Here is a 16,993-nt window from a genome sequence, read left to right as displayed (position 1 = left end):
GGCGGCACTGCCGTTACCGGCTGATGAGGTACCCCTGACAATGTTGAGTTTTATTGCCCGACGCCTGGGTCTGCTGATCCCGACGTTCTTCGGTATCACCCTGCTGACCTTCGCGCTCATACGCCTGATTCCCGGCGACCCGGTCGAAGTGATGATGGGCGAACGCCGTGTCGACCCAGAAATGCACGCCCAGGCCATGGAGCGCCTGGGCCTGAACAAACCGCTGCCGGCCCAGTACCTGGACTATGTCGGCAAGCTCGCCCAGGGCGACCTCGGCGAATCCCTGCGCACCCGTGAGAGCGTATGGAACGAATTCCTCACCCTGTTCCCGGCAACGCTGGAGCTGGCCATGGCCGCCCTGCTGTTCGCCGGGGTCATCGGCCTGCTGGCCGGGGTGATCGCCGCGCTCAAGCGCGGCTCGCTGTTCGACCACGGGGTGATGGGCATCTCGCTGGCCGGCTACTCGATGCCGATCTTCTGGTGGGGCCTGATCCTGATCATGTTCTTCTCGGTAAGCCTGGGCTGGACGCCAGTCTCCGGGCGCATCGACCTGCTCTACGACATCGAGCCGAAAACCGGCTTCATGCTCATCGACACCCTGCTCAGCGACGAGGAAGGCGCGTTCAAGGACGCGGTGATGCACCTGATCCTGCCGGCCATCGTGCTGGGTACCATCCCGCTGGCGGTGATCGCCCGCATGACCCGTTCGTCGATGCTCGAAGTGCTGCGCGAGGACTACATCCGTACCGCCCGCGCCAAGGGCCTGTCGCCGTCCCGTGTAGTGTTCATCCACGGCCTGCGCAACGCACTGATCCCGGTGCTGACCGTGTTCGGCCTGCAGGTCGGTACGCTGCTGGCCGGCGCCGTGCTCACCGAAACCATCTTCTCCTGGCCGGGCATCGGCAAATGGCTGATCGAGGCCATCGGTGCCCGTGACTACCCCGTGGTCCAGAACGGCATCCTGTTGATCGCCTGCCTGGTGATCCTGGTCAACTTCGTCGTGGACATCCTCTACGGCCTGGCCAACCCACGCATCCGTCATCAGCGCTGAGGACTCCGCCATGACCAGCCCGATTCCGAAATCTGTCACCCCGCCCAGCGTGGTTGACCAAAGCTTGCTCTACCCCTCGCCGTACAAAGAGTTCTGGCAGGCCTTCTCGCGCAACAAGGGCGCGGTGGCCGGCCTGGCCTTCATGACCCTGGTGGTGTTCTGCGCCCTGTTCGCCCCCTGGGTCGCACCGCACAACCCCAGCGAGCAGTACCGCGAATTTCTGCTCACCCCGCCGGTGTGGCTCGAAGGCGGCACCTGGCAGTTCATCCTCGGCACCGACGAACTGGGCCGCGACCTGCTCTCGCGCCTGATCCAGGGCGCCCGCCTGTCGCTGCTGATCGGCCTGTCGTCGGTGGTGATGTCGCTGATCCCGGGTATCCTGCTGGGCCTGCTGGCCGGCTTCTTCCCGCAGATCCTCGGTCCCTCGATCATGCGCCTGATGGACGTGATGCTGGCCCTGCCGTCGCTGCTGCTGGCCGTGGCCATCGTCGCCATCCTCGGCCCTGGCCTGATCAACACGGTGATCGCCATCGCCATCGTCTCGCTGCCCTCCTACGTGCGCCTGACCCGCGCCGCGGTGATGGGCGAGCTGAACCGCGACTACGTCACCGCCGCGCGCCTGGCCGGCGCCGGCCTGCCACGCCTGATGTTCGTCACCGTGCTGCCCAACTGCATGGCGCCGCTGATCGTCCAGGCCACCCTGAGCTTCTCCTCGGCGATCCTCGACGCCGCCGCCCTGGGCTTCCTCGGCCTCGGCGTCCAGCCGCCGACCCCCGAGTGGGGCACCATGCTGGCCTCGGCCCGCGACTACATCGAGCGCGCCTGGTGGGTGGTGAGCCTGCCCGGCCTGACCATCCTGCTCAGTGTGCTGGCAATCAACCTGATGGGCGACGGCCTGCGCGACGCGCTGGACCCGAAACTCAAGAATGCCGCCTGAGGAGAACGCCATGTCACTGTTGCAGATCAACAACCTGAACGTGCGCTTCGGCGACGCCAATGCCGTGCCCGTGGTGGACGGCCTCGAGCTGAGCGTGGACGCCGGCGAGATCCTCGCCATCGTCGGCGAGTCCGGCTCCGGCAAGTCCGTCACCATGATGGCCCTGATGGGCCTGATCGACGCCCCCGGGCGCATCACCGCCGACGTGCTCAACTTCGACGGCATCGACATGCTCAAGCTCAGCGGCCGCCAGCGCCGCAAGGTGGTGGGCAAGGACATCGCCATGGTCTTCCAGGACCCGATGACCGCGCTCAACCCCAGCTACACCGTTGGTTACCAGATCGAGGAAGTGCTGCGCCAGCACCTCGGTCTGAAAGGCAAGGCCGCGCGCCAGCGTGCCCTGGAACTGCTGAAGAAGGTCGAGATCCCGGCCGCCGAAAGCCGCCTGGACGCCTACCCGCACCAGCTGTCCGGCGGTATGAGCCAGCGCGTGGCGATCGCCATGGCCATCGCCGGCGAACCGAAGCTGCTGATCGCCGACGAACCGACCACGGCCCTGGATGTGACCATCCAGGCGCAGATCATGGAGCTGCTGGTCAACCTGCAGAAGGAGCGCAACATGGCGCTCATTCTCATCACCCACGACCTGGCCGTGGTCGCCGAGACCGCCAAGCGCGTATGCGTGATGTACGCGGGCCAGGCCGTCGAAGTCGGCCAGGTGCCGGAGCTGTTCGACATCCCCGCCCACCCGTACAGCGAAGCGCTGCTGGCGGCCATCCCCGAGCACAGCATTGGCGCCGAGCGCCTGGCCACCCTGCCCGGCATCGTTCCTGGCCGCTATGACCGTCCGCAGGGCTGCCTGCTGTCGCCGCGCTGCCCCTATGTCCAGGAAAACTGCCGCCGGCAGCGTCCGGCCCTCGATCCCCAGGCCCACAGCCTGGTGCGTTGCTTCTATCCGCTGAACCAGGAGGTGGCGTGATGGCCGTCGTTCTTTCCGCTCGTGAGCTGACCCGCCACTACGAAGTCTCTCGCGGCATGTTCAAGGGCCATGCGCTGGTCCGCGCGCTCAACGGCGTGTCGTTCGAACTGGAGGCCGGCAAGACCCTGGCCGTGGTCGGTGAGTCCGGCTGTGGCAAATCGACTTTGGCCCGTGCCCTGACCCTGATCGAGGAACCCTCCTCCGGCTCGCTGCAGATCGCCGGCCATGAGGTCAAGGGCGCCAGCAAGGACCAGCGCAAGCAACTGCGCCGCGACGTGCAGATGGTGTTCCAGAGCCCCTACGCCTCGCTCAACCCACGGCAGAAGATCGGCGACCAGCTCGCCGAGCCGCTGCTGATCAACACCTCGCTGAGCAAGACCGAGCGCCGCGAGAAAGTGCAGAAGATGATGGAGCAGGTGGGTCTGCGCCCCGAGCACTATCAGCGCTACCCGCACATGTTCTCCGGCGGCCAGCGCCAGCGTATCGCCCTGGCCCGGGCGATGATGCTGCAACCCAAGGTGCTTGTGGCGGACGAACCCACCTCCGCCCTCGACGTGTCGATCCAGGCCCAGGTGCTGAACCTGTTCATGGACCTGCAGAAGGAGTTCAACACCGCCTACGTGTTCATCTCCCACAACCTGGCGGTGGTGCGCCATGTGGCCGACCAGGTGCTGGTGATGTACCTGGGGCGACCGGCGGAAATGGGGCCTAAGGAAGATATCTACGAGAAGCCGCTGCACCCGTACACCCAGGCGCTGTTGTCGGCGACTCCGGCGATCCATCCGGATCCGCTGAAGCCGAAGATCCGTATTGCCGGTGAGCTGCCCAACCCGTTGAATCCGCCGGATGGTTGCGCGTTCCACAAACGCTGCCCGCATGCCACCGAGCGTTGCGCCAAGGAAGTACCGGCGTTGCGGCAGGTGAGTACGCGGCAGGTGGCTTGCCACTATGCCGAGCAGTTCCTCTAGACCAACGTAACCTTCATCGCGGGGCAAGCCCGCTCCCACGAGGCCAATACGGCTTTCGTGGGAGCGGGCTTGCCCCGCGATTGCTTCAATGCATGAAGAACCAGATCAGGATGATCACCGGAATCGGCACCCCAATCATCCACAGCAGTATCGAGCGCATGGCCGTTCTCCTCGTTCGGTGTTGATCAAAAGAGGTGCAGCGCCCATGCCAGCTGTATCAAAAAATTACATTCAAATGAATCAAGCCCTTAGCCGGTAACTGCTCGGGAAAACCGTGCAAAATGCCGGATCCGTGGCCTTGCGCCTGGGTTTTCTGCAATGCACTATCGAGCCCATGACCGCCACTCCCCTCCCCGACGGCCCCGGGCAGACCCCGCTCACCGCCGACACCGTCATGCGCTACCACCTGTGCTGGAAGCATCGCGACCTGGACGGGGTGATGGCGCTCTACCACCCGGACATCCAGTACCACGATTTCTTCCAGAACCGCGTGCTCGGCTTCGACGAGCTGCGTGACTACGTGCGCGCCTGCCTGCCCCATGAAGCCGGCGAGGACATCGTTCACAGCGACCGCATCCGCGTCGACGGCTGCACCGCGTTCATCCAGTACCAGGTCACGGTCCAGGGTGGCGACGGGCTGGTGGCGTTCCAGTCCAGCGAAGCGATCACGGTCAGGGACGGGCTGATCTGGCGGGTCAACGAATACGCCACCCTGGTACGCCAGGGCGGCAACGCCAGGCTGCCGGGCGGCCCGCGTCCGGCCACCAGCCGCCTGGGCCTGTCACCGCGCCAGCTGTCGACCATGGCCCAGGACCTGGAGCATTACTTCCAGGCCCAACGCCCCTATCTCGACCCGGAACTCGACCTGCAGCAGGTCGCCGACGAAAGCGGCTACAGCCGCAACCAGATCTCCTACCTGCTCAACCAGGTGCTCGGCCAGAGCTTCTACCGCTACGTCAACCAGGCACGCCTGCAACACCTCATGGCCAGCCTCGGCGCCGGCAGTGTGCGTGCGCCCATCGACGAACTGGCGTTCAACGCCGGCTTCAACTCGCTGTCGGCCTTCTACAAATGCTTTCGCGAACACACCGGCCTGTCGCCCAAGGCCTACCTCAAGCAAATTTCCCTGCGTGCACGCACGTAAGACAGCCCCACCGGCGCTTCACTAGGATCGTCCACAGACCTTGACCGGATGTGGAGCCCGACCCGATGCAACCCCTGCGCACGATCAGCCTGTGGATGGACCAGCTCGACGAGCCCCTGTGCGCTCGCCCCGCCCTGCGCCAGGACCTGGACCTCGATGTGTGCATCATCGGCGCCGGCTACACCGGCCTGTGGACCGCCTATTACCTCAAGCGCCAGGCGCCGCAGCTGAACATCGCGGTGATCGAGGCCAACATCGCCGGCTTCGGCGCCTCCGGGCGCAACGGCGGCTGGCTGATGGGCAACCTGCTGGGCGAGGATTGCCTGCTCGCCACGCTCTCGCCGCAGCAGCGGCGTGAAAGCATCGACCTGCTGCACGGCATCCCCGACGAAGTCCAAGACGTGCTGCTGCGCGAAGGCATCGCCTGCGACTACCGCAAGGGCGGGGTGCTGTACTGCGCCGCTCGCTACCCGGAACAGGAGCGCAGCCTGCGCGCCTGGCTCGATGACCTCTACCGCCAGGGCATGAACGAGGACGACTACCGCTGGCTGCGCCCCGAACAGCTGGATGCCCAGTTGAAGGTGAGCAACCCCTACGGCGCCCTCTACAGCCCGCATGTGGCCACGATCCAACCGGCCAGATTGGTGCGAGGTTTGGCGCGGACGGTCGAGGCCATGGGCGTGCCGATCTACGAGAACACCCCGGCCATCGACTGGCAGACCGGCGAAGTGCGCACCCCGCTGGCACGCATCCGCAGCCACTGGGTGGTGCCGGCCGTCGAAGGCTACGCCGCCAGCCTGCCACCGCTCGGGCGGCACCAGTTGCCGGTGCAGAGCCTGCTGGTGGCCACCGAACCGCTGCCCGAGTCGACCTGGGAACAGATCGGCCTGAGCCAGGGCCAGGCCTTCAGCGAAAACAGCCGCCAGGTCACCTATGGCCAGCGCAGCGCCGACAACCGCCTGGTGTTCGGCGCCCGGGGTGGCTACCGCTTCGGCGGTCGCCTGCGCGAGGACTTCACCCTCACCGACAACGAAGTCGAACTGCGCCGCTACCTGTTCGGCGAACTGTTCCCGCAGCTCAAGCACGTGCGCATCACCCACTCGTGGGGCGGCAACCTGGGCATGGCCCGGCGCTTCCGCCCGCACATGCTGTGCGATCGCCAGCGCGGCATCGCCCTGTCCGGCGGCTACGGCGGCGAAGGCGTCGGCGCCACCAACCTGGGCGGACGCACCCTGGCGGCACTGATCCTTGGCCAGCACAACGCGCTCACCGCCCAGCCCTGGGTGCACGACAACCGTCCCTTGTCGAGCCTGGCCAGCTGGCCACCGGAGCCCTGCCGCTGGCTGGGCTACAACGCGATCATCCAGAGTTTCGTCCACGAGGACCGGACCCTCGCCAACCCGGCCAGCGCCCCCTGGCGGCGGCGCCTGGCCAGCGGGTTGGCCGACTTCATGGAAGGCTTCATGCACTGACTTCCCTTCATCACCACACAGGATCCACCGGTCATGAGCATCACCCAGTTCAAGCACACCGACAGCGCCATCCTGGACAGCTCCACCCCGGTCGCCGTGCCCCTCGGCGAGCCGGTCGCGGTCACCTCGGTCACTTGCGTCGAACGCAATGACGGCGTCGAGACCGGGATCTGGGAGTGCACCCCGGGGCGCTGGCGGCGGCAGATCGTGCAACAGGAGTTCTGCCACTTCATCAAGGGCCGCTGCACCTTCACCCCAGACGGCGGCGAGCCGCTGCTCATAGAAGCCGGAGACGCCCTGATGCTACCGGCCAACAGCCTCGGCACCTGGGATATCCAGGAGACCGTGCGCAAGACCTACGTCCTGATTTTCTGATCCGCTGATCGCCTGCCTTCGATAACAACAGACAAAGCAAGGTAACCCCGACATGCGCACACTCCTTCTCGCCCCCCTGATGCTGGCCGCAAGCGTCGCCGGCGCCGCCGACTCGGTGAAGATCTACAACTGGTCGAGCTACATCGCCCCGGACACCCTGAAGAGCTTCCAGCAAGCCACCGGCATCGTGCCCACCTACGATGTGTTCGACAGCAACGAGACCCTCGACGGCAAGCTGATGACTGGCAACTCCGGCTACGACGTGGTGTTCCCTTCCAACCACTTCATGGCCCGGCAGATCCAGGGCAAGGCCCTGAAGAAACTGGACAAGTCGCAGCTGCCGAACTGGAAGAACCTCAACCCGGTGCTGCTCAAGGCGCTGGAGGTGAACGACCCGGGCAACCAGTACGGTTTCCCCTACCTGTGGGGCAGCACCGGCATCGGCTACAACATCGACAAGGTCAAGGCGGTGCTCGGCGACAACGCGCCCATCGATTCGTGGGACCTGTTCTTCAAGCCCGAATACCTCTCCAAGCTCAAGAGCTGCGGTGTGGCGGTGCTGGACAACGGCCCCGAGCTGCTGCCGATCGCCCTGCACTACCTGGGCCTGCCGCACCACAGCCAGAACCCGGCGGACTACGACAAGGCCAAGGCGTTGCTGATGAAGGTGCGACCGTACATCAGCTACTTCCACTCCTCGAAGTACACCAGCGACCTGGCCAATGGCGACGTGTGCCTGGTGGTGGGCTTCTCGGGTGACGTGCTGCAGGCGAAGAACCGTGCCGAGGAGGCGAAGAACGGGGTGAAGGTGGGCTACTCGATTCCGAAGGAAGGCGCGCCGATGTGGTTCGACATGGTCGCCATGCCGGCCGATGCGCCCAACGAGAAGGCCGGGTACGCCTACATGAACTATCTGTTGCAGCCGGAAGTGATGGCGAACATCAGCAACTTCGTGCAATACGCCAATGGCAACCAGCAGGCTGACGGGCTGGTGGACCCGGCGATGAAGGGCAACACGATGATCTATCCGAGCGCGGATGTGATGGGCAAGTTGTATGCCCTGGAGGCAATGCCGGCGAAGATCGACCGGATCAGGACGCGGATCTGGACCAGCATAAAAGCGGGGAACTAGAAACATTCGCGGGAGCGGGCTTGCCCCGCGATAGCGTCCGATCAGGCATTACCTCTGCCTGGATTGGCGCTATCGCGGGGCAAGCCCGCTCCCACAGAGTCAGGCTCGGGCCTTAAGAATCAGTGATGCTCGCGGGTCGCGCGGAACTTGATGTCCGGCCAGCGCTCTTCCATCAGCGACAGGTTGACCCGGGTCGGGGCCAGGTAGGTCAGGTGACCGCCACCGTCGATGGCCAGGTTCTCCATGGCCTTGGTCTGGAATTCCTCGAGCTTCTTCTTGTCATCGCAGCTGATCCAGCGCGCCGACCAGACGGTGATCGGCTCATAGGCGCACTCGACCTTGTACTCTTCCTTCAGGCGGCTGGCGACCACATCGAACTGCAGCACACCGACTGCGCCGAGGATGATGTCGTTGCTGCGCTCAGGGAAGAACACCTGGGTGGCGCCCTCTTCGGCCAGCTGCTGCAGGCCCTGGCGCAGCTGCTTGGATTTCAGCGGGTCCTTCAGGCGCACGCGGCGGAACAGCTCCGGGGCGAAGTGCGGGATACCGGTGAAGCCCAGCGCCTCGCCTTCAGTGAAGGTGTCGCCGATCTGGATGGTGCCGTGGTTGTGCAGGCCGATGATGTCGCCGGCGTAGGCCTCTTCCAGCTGCTCGCGCTCGGAGGAGAAAAAGGTCAGCGCATCGCCGATGCGCAGGTCCTTGTTGATCCGCACATGGCGCATCTTCATGCCCTTCTCGTACTTGCCCGAGCAGATGCGCATGAAGGCGATGCGGTCGCGGTGTTTCGGGTCCATGTTCGCCTGGATCTTGAACACGAAGCCGGTGAACTTCTCTTCCACGGGCTCCACGGTACGCTCATGGGCCACCCGGCCCAGCGGGCGCGGCGCCCAGTCGACGACCGCGTCGAGCACATGGTCGACACCGAAGTTGCCCAGGGCGGTACCGAAGAACACCGGAGTCAGCTGGCCGTTGATGAACTCGTCCTGGTTGAACTCGTGGCAGGCACCCTGCACCAGCTCCAGTTGCTCGACGAACGAATCATACTGGTCGCCCAGGTGCGCGCGGGCCTCGTCGGAATCCAGGTTCTGGATGATCTTGGCTTCGGTGCGCTCGTGGCCGTGGCCCGGGGTGTAGACGACGATGTAGTCGCCGGTGAGGTGGTACACGCCCTTGAAGTCACGGTAGCAACCGATCGGCCAGGTGATCGGCGCGGCCTTGATCTTCAGGACCGCCTCGATCTCGTCGAGCAGTTCGATCGGGTCGCGGATGTCACGGTCGAGTTTGTTGATGAAGCTGACGATCGGCGTGTCGCGCAGGCGGCAGACGTCCATCAGGGCGATGGTGCGCGGCTCTACACCCTTACCGCCGTCGAGCACCATCAGCGCCGAGTCCACCGCGGTCAGGGTGCGGTAGGTATCTTCCGAGAAGTCCTCGTGACCGGGGGTGTCGAGCAGGTTGATCATGTGCTCGCGGTAGGGGAACTGCATCACCGAGGTGGTGATGGAGATGCCGCGCTGCTTCTCCATTTCCATCCAGTCGGAGGTGGCGTGGCGGTCGGACTTGCGCGACTTCACGGTACCCGCGACGGAGATCGCCTTGCCCATCAGCAGGAGCTTCTCGGTGATGGTGGTCTTACCGGCGTCGGGGTGGGAAATGATTGCGAAAGTGCGGCGCTTCGCGACTTCGGCGGCCTGGTTGGTCATGGGAAATCGCCTGACTGGGGATTCAAAAAGGGGCGATATCATACCTGAAGTCGGGCGTCAGGCCAAAACAAGCCCCAACGGTTCGACCCAATTCGCCCCTGCCGCATTGGTTAACCATCGACAAGCGAATCGCCGGCTAGCCCCTCGATGGTTATAGGAGCTCGGCCAGGCAGATGAACGACCAGCTCCAGTCTTCCCCCCATGGCTTCCAAATAGTCACGCAACGTAGAGATCAACATATCGCTACGGTTCTCGAACCTGGAAACATTGCCCTGACGAACGTCGAGGCGCTCGGCCATGCTTTCTTGGGTGATTTCGAGTTGTTTACGCAAGGCCTGAAGCGTCATTTCCTCACGAACCAGTTCGCGACCACGCTCCTCGATTCTTGCCCTGCGCTCAGGCGTCAGCTCGTTCATCACGTCTTCAAGCGTCTTGTACATTTCTCAACCTCTGGACAAATGTCGATCAAACCGTTCATCGGCACGGGTAATCAGGCTTCCATAAAATCTACGCTCATTGATACCAGCCTTGTCCCCCGCAACGAGCAACAACGCAGAGCGCGAACGATCGAAAGCGAATGCGACTCGCCATACACCGCCATCTGCGTTGAACCTCAACTCTTTCATGTTCGAATGCCTCGAGCCCTTCAGCGTGTCCACATGCGGACGCCCCAATGCGGGGCCAAAATGCTTGAGCAGATGAAGCTGCGCCAGCAATTCATCCTGTACCACCTCGGTCAACACCTGTAGCTCGGCATTGAACTCCCGGCACATTCCAATAGACCACCCCATTAAAATACCTCCAAGGGAATATTCCCTCAAGCGCATGTCGAGATTATTCGAGAAGAAATTCTGAACATCTGCAAGATGCCTCGATAGCAGGTACTTCAACGTCTCAACGTAATATTCACGCTTGATTTTCGCGTGAAGCTTCCTACATGCCAGTGATTAGCACTGGCCAAATGCCGCCCCAGATGGGAACCTTTCCCTCCACGGAGACGTCCACTCCCCTGCAACCCGCTTCGGTTCAGGGCTGGTTTCACCTGCTTCACGAGCCCGACGGGGTTCGGCTCATGGCCTGATGCCGCGCATCGGGCTGCTGCTCGCGACCACGCTGCCCGCCGCCAGGAATGGCCGGCCGCACGGGGGTGTGATCGCCGACTATAAAAAAGGAGTCCGCCTGTGGCTGCACGCTACGGAAAAGGGCTGTTGGGATGGGCCGCCGTGCTCGTCATCCTGGCCCTGCTGGTCCACTGGATCGGCATCGACACGATCGACCGCTACCGCGACGATCTTGGGTTCTACCTGCAAGCGCACCTGGTCCTGGTGCTGGCTTCGATGGCGGCGGCGCTGGCCGTGGGCATCCCCGCCGGCATTGCCCTGAGTCGACCGCACCGGGTCGACAAGGCCGAACGCTTCATGCAGTTCTTCAACGTTGGCAACACCATCCCTCCCCTGGCCGTCCTGGCCATCGCCCTGAGTATCCTGGGCATTGGCGCCAGTCCCGCGATCTTCGCGCTGTTCCTCGCCTCCCTGCTGCCCATCGTGCGCAATACCTACGAGGGCCTGAAAAACGTCCCCGCCTCGCTCAAGGAAGCCGCCACCGGCATCGGCATGACCCCGCGCCAGCAGCTGTGGCAGGTGGAACTGCCCAATGCCGTGCCGATCATCGTCGGCGGGGTGCGCGTGGCCCTGGCGCTGAACGTCGGTACCGCACCGCTGGCGTTCCTGATCGGCGCCAACAGCCTGGGCAGCCTGATCTTCCCAGGCATTGCCCTGAACAACCAGCCGCAGCTGTTGCTGGGTGCCGCGTGCACCGCGCTGCTGGCCCTGGCGCTCGACGCGCTGGTGAGTTTCTCCAGCAAGCGCTGGCTGGAACGTGGCCTGGCCCGATAACGAGAGGGAAACCATGAAGAAGACAATCGCCCTGTTGCTGGGCGCGGCCCTGCTATGCGCAGGTTTTGCCCAGGCAGCGGAAAAGCCGCTGATCCGCATCGGCGCCCGGGTGTTCACCGAACAGACCGTGCTCGCCGAAATCACCGCCCAGTACCTGCGCGCCAACGGCTTCGACGTGCGGGTGACCGCCGGTCTTGGCAGCAACATCGCCCGCCAGGCCCAGGAAACCGGTCAGCTCGACCTGATGTGGGAATACACCGGGGTCTCGATGGTGTCCTACAACCATATCGACGAACGCATGCCCAGCGCCGAAGCCACCTATGCCCGGGTCAAGGCACTCGATGCGAAGAAAGGACTGGTCTGGCTGACTCCGTCGAAGTTCAGCAACACCTACGCACTGGGGCTGCCCAGGCAGGTCGCCGCGGCCTACCCGCAGGTCAACACCATCAGCGATCTCAACCAGGTGCTGCGTGACGAGCCCGCCCGCAACCACCTGGTGGCCCTGGACACCGAATTCGCTAACCGCCCCGATGGCCTGGTCGGCCTGCGCGAGATGTACGGGCTGCCCTTGGACCGGCGCAACATCCGCCAGATGGATGGCGGTCTGGTCTACACCGCGATGCGCAACAACCAGGTGTTCGCCGGCCTGGTCTACACCACCGACGGGCGCCTGGACGCCTTCGACCTCAAGCTGCTGGAAGACGACAAGCACTACTTCCCCGACTACACCGCGGCGCCCGTGCTGCGCAAGGCGGTGCTCGACGCCCACCCGCAACTGGCCACGCTGCTCGAACCGCTGGCCAGTCAGCTCGACGACCAGACCATGCGCAAGCTCAACGCCCAGGTCGATGTCGAGCATCAGAGCCCGACCGTGGTCGCCGCGACATTCCTGCGTGAGCATTCACTCGGCGAGGTACAGCCATGAACCTGCTCGACACCTTTGCCCACCTCGACTGGGCGCAAGTCCTGCAACTGACCGGGCAGCACATCACCCTGGTCGGCATCGCCGTGGGCCTGGCCATCGTCGTCGGTGTGCCGCTGGGCATCCTGATGACCCGCTTCCCGGTGTTCGCCGGCCCCCTGCAAGCCAGTGCCACGGTGCTGCTGACCATCCCCTCGATCGCCCTGTTCGGCCTGCTGCTGCCGTTCTACTCGAAGTTCGGCCAGGGCCTGGGGCCGTTGCCGGCGATCACCGCCGTGTTCCTTTATTCACTGCTGCCGATCCTGCGCAACACCTACCTGGCCCTGACCAACGTCGAGCCGGGCATCCGCGAGGCCGCCCGCGGCATTGGCATGACCTTCGGCCAGCGCCTGCGCATGGTCGAGCTGCCCATCGCCGTGCCGGTGATCCTGGCCGGCGTGCGCACCGCCGTGGTGATGAACATCGGCGTGATGACCATCGCCGCGACCATCGGCGCCGGTGGCCTGGGCGTGCTCATCCTCACCGCCATCAGCCGCAGCGACATGTCGATGCTGCTGGTTGGCGCCGTGCTGGTCAGCCTGCTGGCGATCATCGCCGACCTGTTCCTGCAAACCCTGCAACGTGCCCTGACTCCGGAAGGACTGCGCCCATGATCGAACTGAAGAACCTCAGCAAGACCTTCAACGTCAACGGCAAGGACGTCAAAGCCGTCGACGCGGTCAGCCTCACCGTCAACGAGGGTGAAATCTGCGTATTCCTCGGCCCGTCGGGCTGCGGCAAGAGCACCACGCTGAAGATGATCAACCGCCTGATCACCCCGACCTGCGGCCAGGTGTTCATCAATGGCGAGGACACCAGCGCGCTGGACGAAGTGACCCTGCGCCGCCATATCGGCTACGTGATCCAGCAGATCGGCCTGTTCCCCAACATGACCATCGAGGAGAACATCACCGTGGTCCCACGCCTGCTCGGCTGGGACAAGCAACGCTGCCACGACCGCGCCCGCGAGCTGATGCACATGATCAAGCTCGAACCCAAGCAGTACCTGCAGCGCTACCCACGCGAGCTCTCCGGCGGCCAGCAGCAGCGCATCGGCGTGATCCGCGCCCTGGCCGCCGAGGCGCCGGTGCTGCTGATGGACGAGCCGTTCGGCGCGGTCGACCCGATCAACCGCGAAATGATCCAGAACGAGTTCTTCGAGATGCAGCGGGCGCTGAACAAGACGGTGATCATGGTCAGCCACGACATCGACGAGGCCATCAAGCTGGGCGACAAGATCGCCATCTTCCGCGCCGGCAAGCTACTGCAGCTGGATCACCCGGACACCTTGCTGGCCCATCCGGTGGACGATTTCGTCAGCAACTTCGTCGGCCAGGACAGCACGCTCAAGCGCCTGCTGCTGGTGCGCGCCGAGGATGCCGCGGACAACGCGCCGTCGGTGAGCCCGCAAACGCCGGTGAGCGACGCGCTGGAACTGCTGGACGAGCATGACCGGCGCTACGTGGTGGTCACCGATGGGCAGAACAAGGCGCTGGGCTATGTGCGTCGGCGCGACATGCACCGCCAGCAAGGGACGTGCGGGGATTTCCTGCGGCCGTTCAATGCCACTGCGGCGCATGACGAGCATCTGCGCATCCTGCTGTCGCGGATGTACGAGTTCAACCGGGCGTGGTTGCCGGTGCTGGATGCCGAAGGGATGTTTTTGGGGGAGGTGACGCAGGAGTCGATTGCGGCGTACCTGAGCTCGGGCAGGTCGCGGGGTGGCAAGACCAGTATCGTGTCGCCGGCTGAGGCAGCGATTTCCTGAGCCAACCCATCGCGGGGCAAGTCGCATCGGCGCACCGCCGCTCCCACGCCAGTCCACCAGTCGGTATCTGGCGTGGGAGCGGCGGTGCGCCGATGCGACTTGCCCCGCGATCAAGGTGGCACCGCTATCAGAACCCTACACTGGCCTGCACATAAAACGTGCGCGGCTCACCCACATAGATCCCGGCGTTGTTGTCGCTGGAGCGGGTGAAGTACTGCTTGTCGAAGAGGTTCTTCACCCCCGCCGCCAGCTTCAGGTTCGACAGCTGCGGCCCGAAGTCATAGCCGCCACGGGCATGCCAGGTCACGTACCCCGGAATATCGCCATACTGCCCGTCGGCACTCGGCTCGGTGATGTAGTTACCGTTGAAGCTGCCGTTGGCGTTCATACCGGTTCCCGGCGCGCGCTGCTTGGATTGGGCATAGGCATCCAGGTTCCAGGTCCAGCGGTTGACGGCGTAACGCAGCCCGGCGGTGGCCACCTGGCGCGAGTAGAACGGCAGGTCGCGGCCCTTGAAGCCGGGAATCTCACCTTCATAGGTGGCGCGGGTGTAGGTGTAGCCACCATTGACCGACAGGCCTTCCAGGCGCGGATCGAGTCCGGCCAGGTCATAGCGCACCGAGGCCTCGATGCCCTGGTGCTTGGTCGCCCCCAGGTTGGTCCAGCCGATGTCGTTGCTGATGTACTGCAGCTCGTCGTCGAAGTCGATGTAGAACGCGGTCAGCTCACCGGCGAAACCGCCGTTGTCGTAGCGCGTACCCACTTCGTAGGTCTTGGCTTTCTCCGGCTCCAGGCCGTTGGCCGTGTTGTTGCCGGTACCGCCCTGACCCAGCTGGAAGTACTGCAGGCTGCCGAACGAGGTCTCGTAGTTGGCGAACAGCTTCCAGGCGTCGGACATGTGGTACATCACGCTCAGCGCCGGCAGCGGTTCGTTGCTGGTGATGCTGCGATTCTTCTCCGGCACAGGGCGGTAGTTGGCGTCCAGCACCGGGCGATCGCGCCAGTCGGTATTGATGTGCTCGAAGCGGATGCCTGGGGTGATGGTCCAGTTGCCGACGTCGATCTTGTCGTCGATGTAGTAGGCGCTGGCCTCGGTGCCGCCGCTGCGGTCCTGGAACACATGGCCGTCGGAGGTCGGGGTGACGGTGGGCACGTTGTCGACCAGGGCCAGGCGCGTGGACTGCTCGCGCATGGCTTCCTTGAGGTAGCGATAGCCGACACTGACTTCCTGGGTGGTCGGGCCGACAAAGAAGATCCGCGACAGGCGTGGCTCGATGGCAAAGGTGTGGTAGTTGCGCGGGTACGACGACAGGGTCTTCATGTCGCGCGCGGCGATGGCGCTGCCACGGAAACTGTCGGTGTAGTAGGTCAGCACCTCGAACTGGGTGGCGTCGTCGATCTGCCGCAACCACTTGAACGAGACATCCTTGCGCCGGCCACTGAAGTAGTCGTAGTCACGCACCGACTGGTAGGGGTCGTGATCGTACTGGGCCTGGGTCAGCCCGCCGGGCATGTCGGCCCGGCCGTCGTAGTAGTGGAAGTTGAGCCAGAACTCGTCGACATCGGTCGGCGCCCAGTGGGTCTTGAGCATCACGTCGTCGATATCGTTGTCGTTGTTGCTGCTGCGGTAGCCGTCACCGTTCACGCCGGTGTACAGCAACGCCACGCCCATGCCGTTGTCGGCGGTGCCGCCGACGAAGGCCGACTCGGTGTGCTTCCAGCCGCCATGGCGGGAAGTCTCCAGGGTGGTGGACAACTCGCCGGTGGCCTTCTCGGGAATCGCCCGGGTCACGAAGTTGATCACCCCGCCGACGTTCTGCGGGCCATAGCGCACGGAACCGGCGCCGCGCACCACATCGATGCTGTCGAGGTTGCCCGAGGAGATCGGCGCCATCGACAGCTGCGGCTGGCCGTAAGGGGCGAAGGCCGCCGGGATGCCGTCGATCAGCACGGTCGAGCGCGGCGACAGGCGCGAGGTAAGGCCGCGCACGCCGACGTTCAGCGACAGGTCGCTGCCGCCGGTGCCGTTGGAGTCCTGCACCTGCACGCCGGGGATGCCGCGCAGGGCATCGCGCACGTTCATCGTGCCCTTCTCCACCATCGCTTCGCGGCGCACCACGGTACGGGCGCCGGGGTGGTTCTGCACCACGCTCTGCTGGGCGTCGCCCAACCAGTCACCGACCACCTTCACATCGGTGGGCGCCAGCTCCAGGCTGCCGGTGGTCAGGCTGCCGGCGGCCTGGACCGGCTTGACCACCACGGTGTCCGCGGACTGCTCGAAGGTCAGCCCGCTGCCTTGCAGCAGTTGCTGCAGGGCCTGCTCCGGCGCCAGGTTGCCGGACACCGCCGGAGCCTGCTTGCCGTCCACCAGTTCGGGGCTGAAGAACAGTTGCAGGTGGGTCTGCTGGCCCAGCTGCTTGAGAGCGCCCGCCAATGGCTGGGCCTGGATCTGGATGCTGTCGGCGTAGCTGTTGCCGGCGGCGGCGCTGACCGCCAGGGCCAGCGCCAGGCGGCGCAGGTGGAGAAGGGGCTTATTGTTGTTCACGTCTTCGAGGGGTCCTGAGAGTCGGGATAAACGCCAACCGCATGCAAATGGAAATGCTTGGCA

16 protein-coding genes are annotated in these 16,993 nt (G+C 64.5%); 12 read left to right on the top strand and 4 right to left on the bottom strand.

Annotated elements, in window-relative coordinates; all coding sequences use genetic code 11:
- Positions 1-40 precede the first annotated feature (40 nt).
- From HU751_RS19980 to HU751_RS19945, 8 genes are all read left to right on the top strand, one after another.
- On the top strand, positions 41-1,051 hold the full coding sequence (locus tag HU751_RS19980; protein ID WP_028689623.1) for an ABC transporter permease subunit: 1,011 nt from the start codon (positions 41-43) through the stop codon (positions 1,049-1,051).
- Positions 1,052-1,061: 10 nt separating this feature from the next.
- Positions 1,062-1,988, top strand: coding sequence for an ABC transporter permease subunit (locus HU751_RS19975; protein WP_186733542.1), 927 nt, complete (start codon positions 1,062-1,064; stop codon positions 1,986-1,988).
- 10 nt (positions 1,989-1,998) lie between these two features.
- Complete coding sequence (locus HU751_RS19970; protein WP_028689621.1) at positions 1,999-2,967, top strand: ABC transporter ATP-binding protein; 969 nt, start codon at positions 1,999-2,001, stop codon at positions 2,965-2,967.
- The gene (locus HU751_RS19965) at positions 2,967-3,935 is read left to right on the top strand and encodes a peptide ABC transporter ATP-binding protein (RefSeq protein ID WP_186733541.1); all 969 of its coding nucleotides are present in this window, start codon (positions 2,967-2,969) and stop codon (positions 3,933-3,935) included. Before HU751_RS19970 ends, HU751_RS19965 begins: the two co-directional genes overlap by 1 nt.
- A 334-nt stretch (positions 3,936-4,269) precedes the next feature.
- A complete protein-coding gene (locus tag HU751_RS19960; RefSeq protein ID WP_186733540.1) occupies positions 4,270-5,079 on the top strand; it encodes a helix-turn-helix domain-containing protein in 810 nt (269 codons plus the stop codon).
- Between the two features lie 65 nt (positions 5,080-5,144).
- Complete coding sequence (locus tag HU751_RS19955; RefSeq protein ID WP_186733539.1) at positions 5,145-6,551, top strand: NAD(P)/FAD-dependent oxidoreductase; 1,407 nt, start codon at positions 5,145-5,147, stop codon at positions 6,549-6,551.
- A 33-nt stretch (positions 6,552-6,584) separates the two neighbouring features.
- Positions 6,585-6,926: a cupin domain-containing protein gene (locus HU751_RS19950; RefSeq protein WP_186733538.1), complete on the top strand. Its 342-nt coding sequence runs from the start codon at positions 6,585-6,587 to the stop codon at positions 6,924-6,926.
- 52 nt (positions 6,927-6,978) lie between these two features.
- Positions 6,979-8,058: a polyamine ABC transporter substrate-binding protein gene (locus HU751_RS19945; RefSeq protein WP_186733537.1), complete on the top strand. Its 1,080-nt coding sequence runs from the start codon at positions 6,979-6,981 to the stop codon at positions 8,056-8,058.
- Between the two features lie 119 nt (positions 8,059-8,177).
- Here HU751_RS19945 and HU751_RS19940 read toward each other — a convergent pair whose 3' ends face one another.
- From HU751_RS19940 to HU751_RS19930, 3 genes are all read right to left on the bottom strand, one after another.
- On the bottom strand, positions 8,178-9,761 hold the full coding sequence (locus HU751_RS19940; protein ID WP_186733536.1) for a peptide chain release factor 3: 1,584 nt from the start codon (positions 9,759-9,761) through the stop codon (positions 8,178-8,180).
- A 110-nt stretch (positions 9,762-9,871) separates the two neighbouring features.
- Positions 9,872-10,201, bottom strand: a complete 330-nt coding sequence (locus tag HU751_RS19935) for an XRE family transcriptional regulator (RefSeq protein ID WP_186733535.1) — start codon at positions 10,199-10,201, stop codon at positions 9,872-9,874.
- Positions 10,202-10,204: 3 nt separating this feature from the next.
- Positions 10,205-10,651, bottom strand: coding sequence for a type II toxin-antitoxin system RelE/ParE family toxin (locus tag HU751_RS19930; RefSeq protein ID WP_225933336.1), 447 nt, complete (start codon positions 10,649-10,651; stop codon positions 10,205-10,207).
- 291 nt (positions 10,652-10,942) lie between these two features.
- Here HU751_RS19930 and HU751_RS19925 point away from each other — a divergent pair, with 291 nt between their 5' ends.
- The 4 genes from HU751_RS19925 to HU751_RS19910 are packed head-to-tail and all read left to right on the top strand — an operon-like array spanning position 10,943 to position 14,385.
- Positions 10,943-11,656 carry an ABC transporter permease gene (locus tag HU751_RS19925; RefSeq protein WP_186733534.1) on the top strand — a complete coding sequence of 238 codons (714 nt, stop codon included), beginning with the start codon at positions 10,943-10,945 and terminating at the stop codon, positions 11,654-11,656.
- Positions 11,657-11,669: 13 nt separating this feature from the next.
- The gene (locus HU751_RS19920; protein ID WP_186733533.1) at positions 11,670-12,581 is read left to right on the top strand and encodes a glycine betaine ABC transporter substrate-binding protein; all 912 of its coding nucleotides are present in this window, start codon (positions 11,670-11,672) and stop codon (positions 12,579-12,581) included.
- The gene (locus HU751_RS19915) at positions 12,578-13,231 is read left to right on the top strand and encodes an ABC transporter permease (protein ID WP_186733532.1); all 654 of its coding nucleotides are present in this window, start codon (positions 12,578-12,580) and stop codon (positions 13,229-13,231) included. The genes HU751_RS19920 and HU751_RS19915 overlap by 4 nt, the downstream gene beginning before the upstream one ends.
- The gene (locus HU751_RS19910) at positions 13,228-14,385 is read left to right on the top strand and encodes an osmoprotectant ABC transporter ATP-binding protein OsmV (protein ID WP_186733531.1); all 1,158 of its coding nucleotides are present in this window, start codon (positions 13,228-13,230) and stop codon (positions 14,383-14,385) included. Before HU751_RS19915 ends, HU751_RS19910 begins: the two co-directional genes overlap by 4 nt.
- 127 nt (positions 14,386-14,512) lie before the next feature.
- On the opposite strand, the gene HU751_RS19905 is transcribed toward HU751_RS19910, so the two are convergent.
- Complete coding sequence (locus HU751_RS19905) at positions 14,513-16,930, bottom strand: TonB-dependent siderophore receptor (protein WP_186733530.1); 2,418 nt, start codon at positions 16,928-16,930, stop codon at positions 14,513-14,515.
- Positions 16,931-16,993 lie beyond the last annotated feature (63 nt).

Source organism: Pseudomonas peradeniyensis (assembly GCF_014268935.2).
GTDB classification, from domain to species: domain Bacteria; phylum Pseudomonadota; class Gammaproteobacteria; order Pseudomonadales; family Pseudomonadaceae; genus Aquipseudomonas; species Aquipseudomonas peradeniyensis.
Note: the sequence above shows the minus strand (reverse complement) of the source record. Positions and strands in the feature narration are given on the sequence as shown.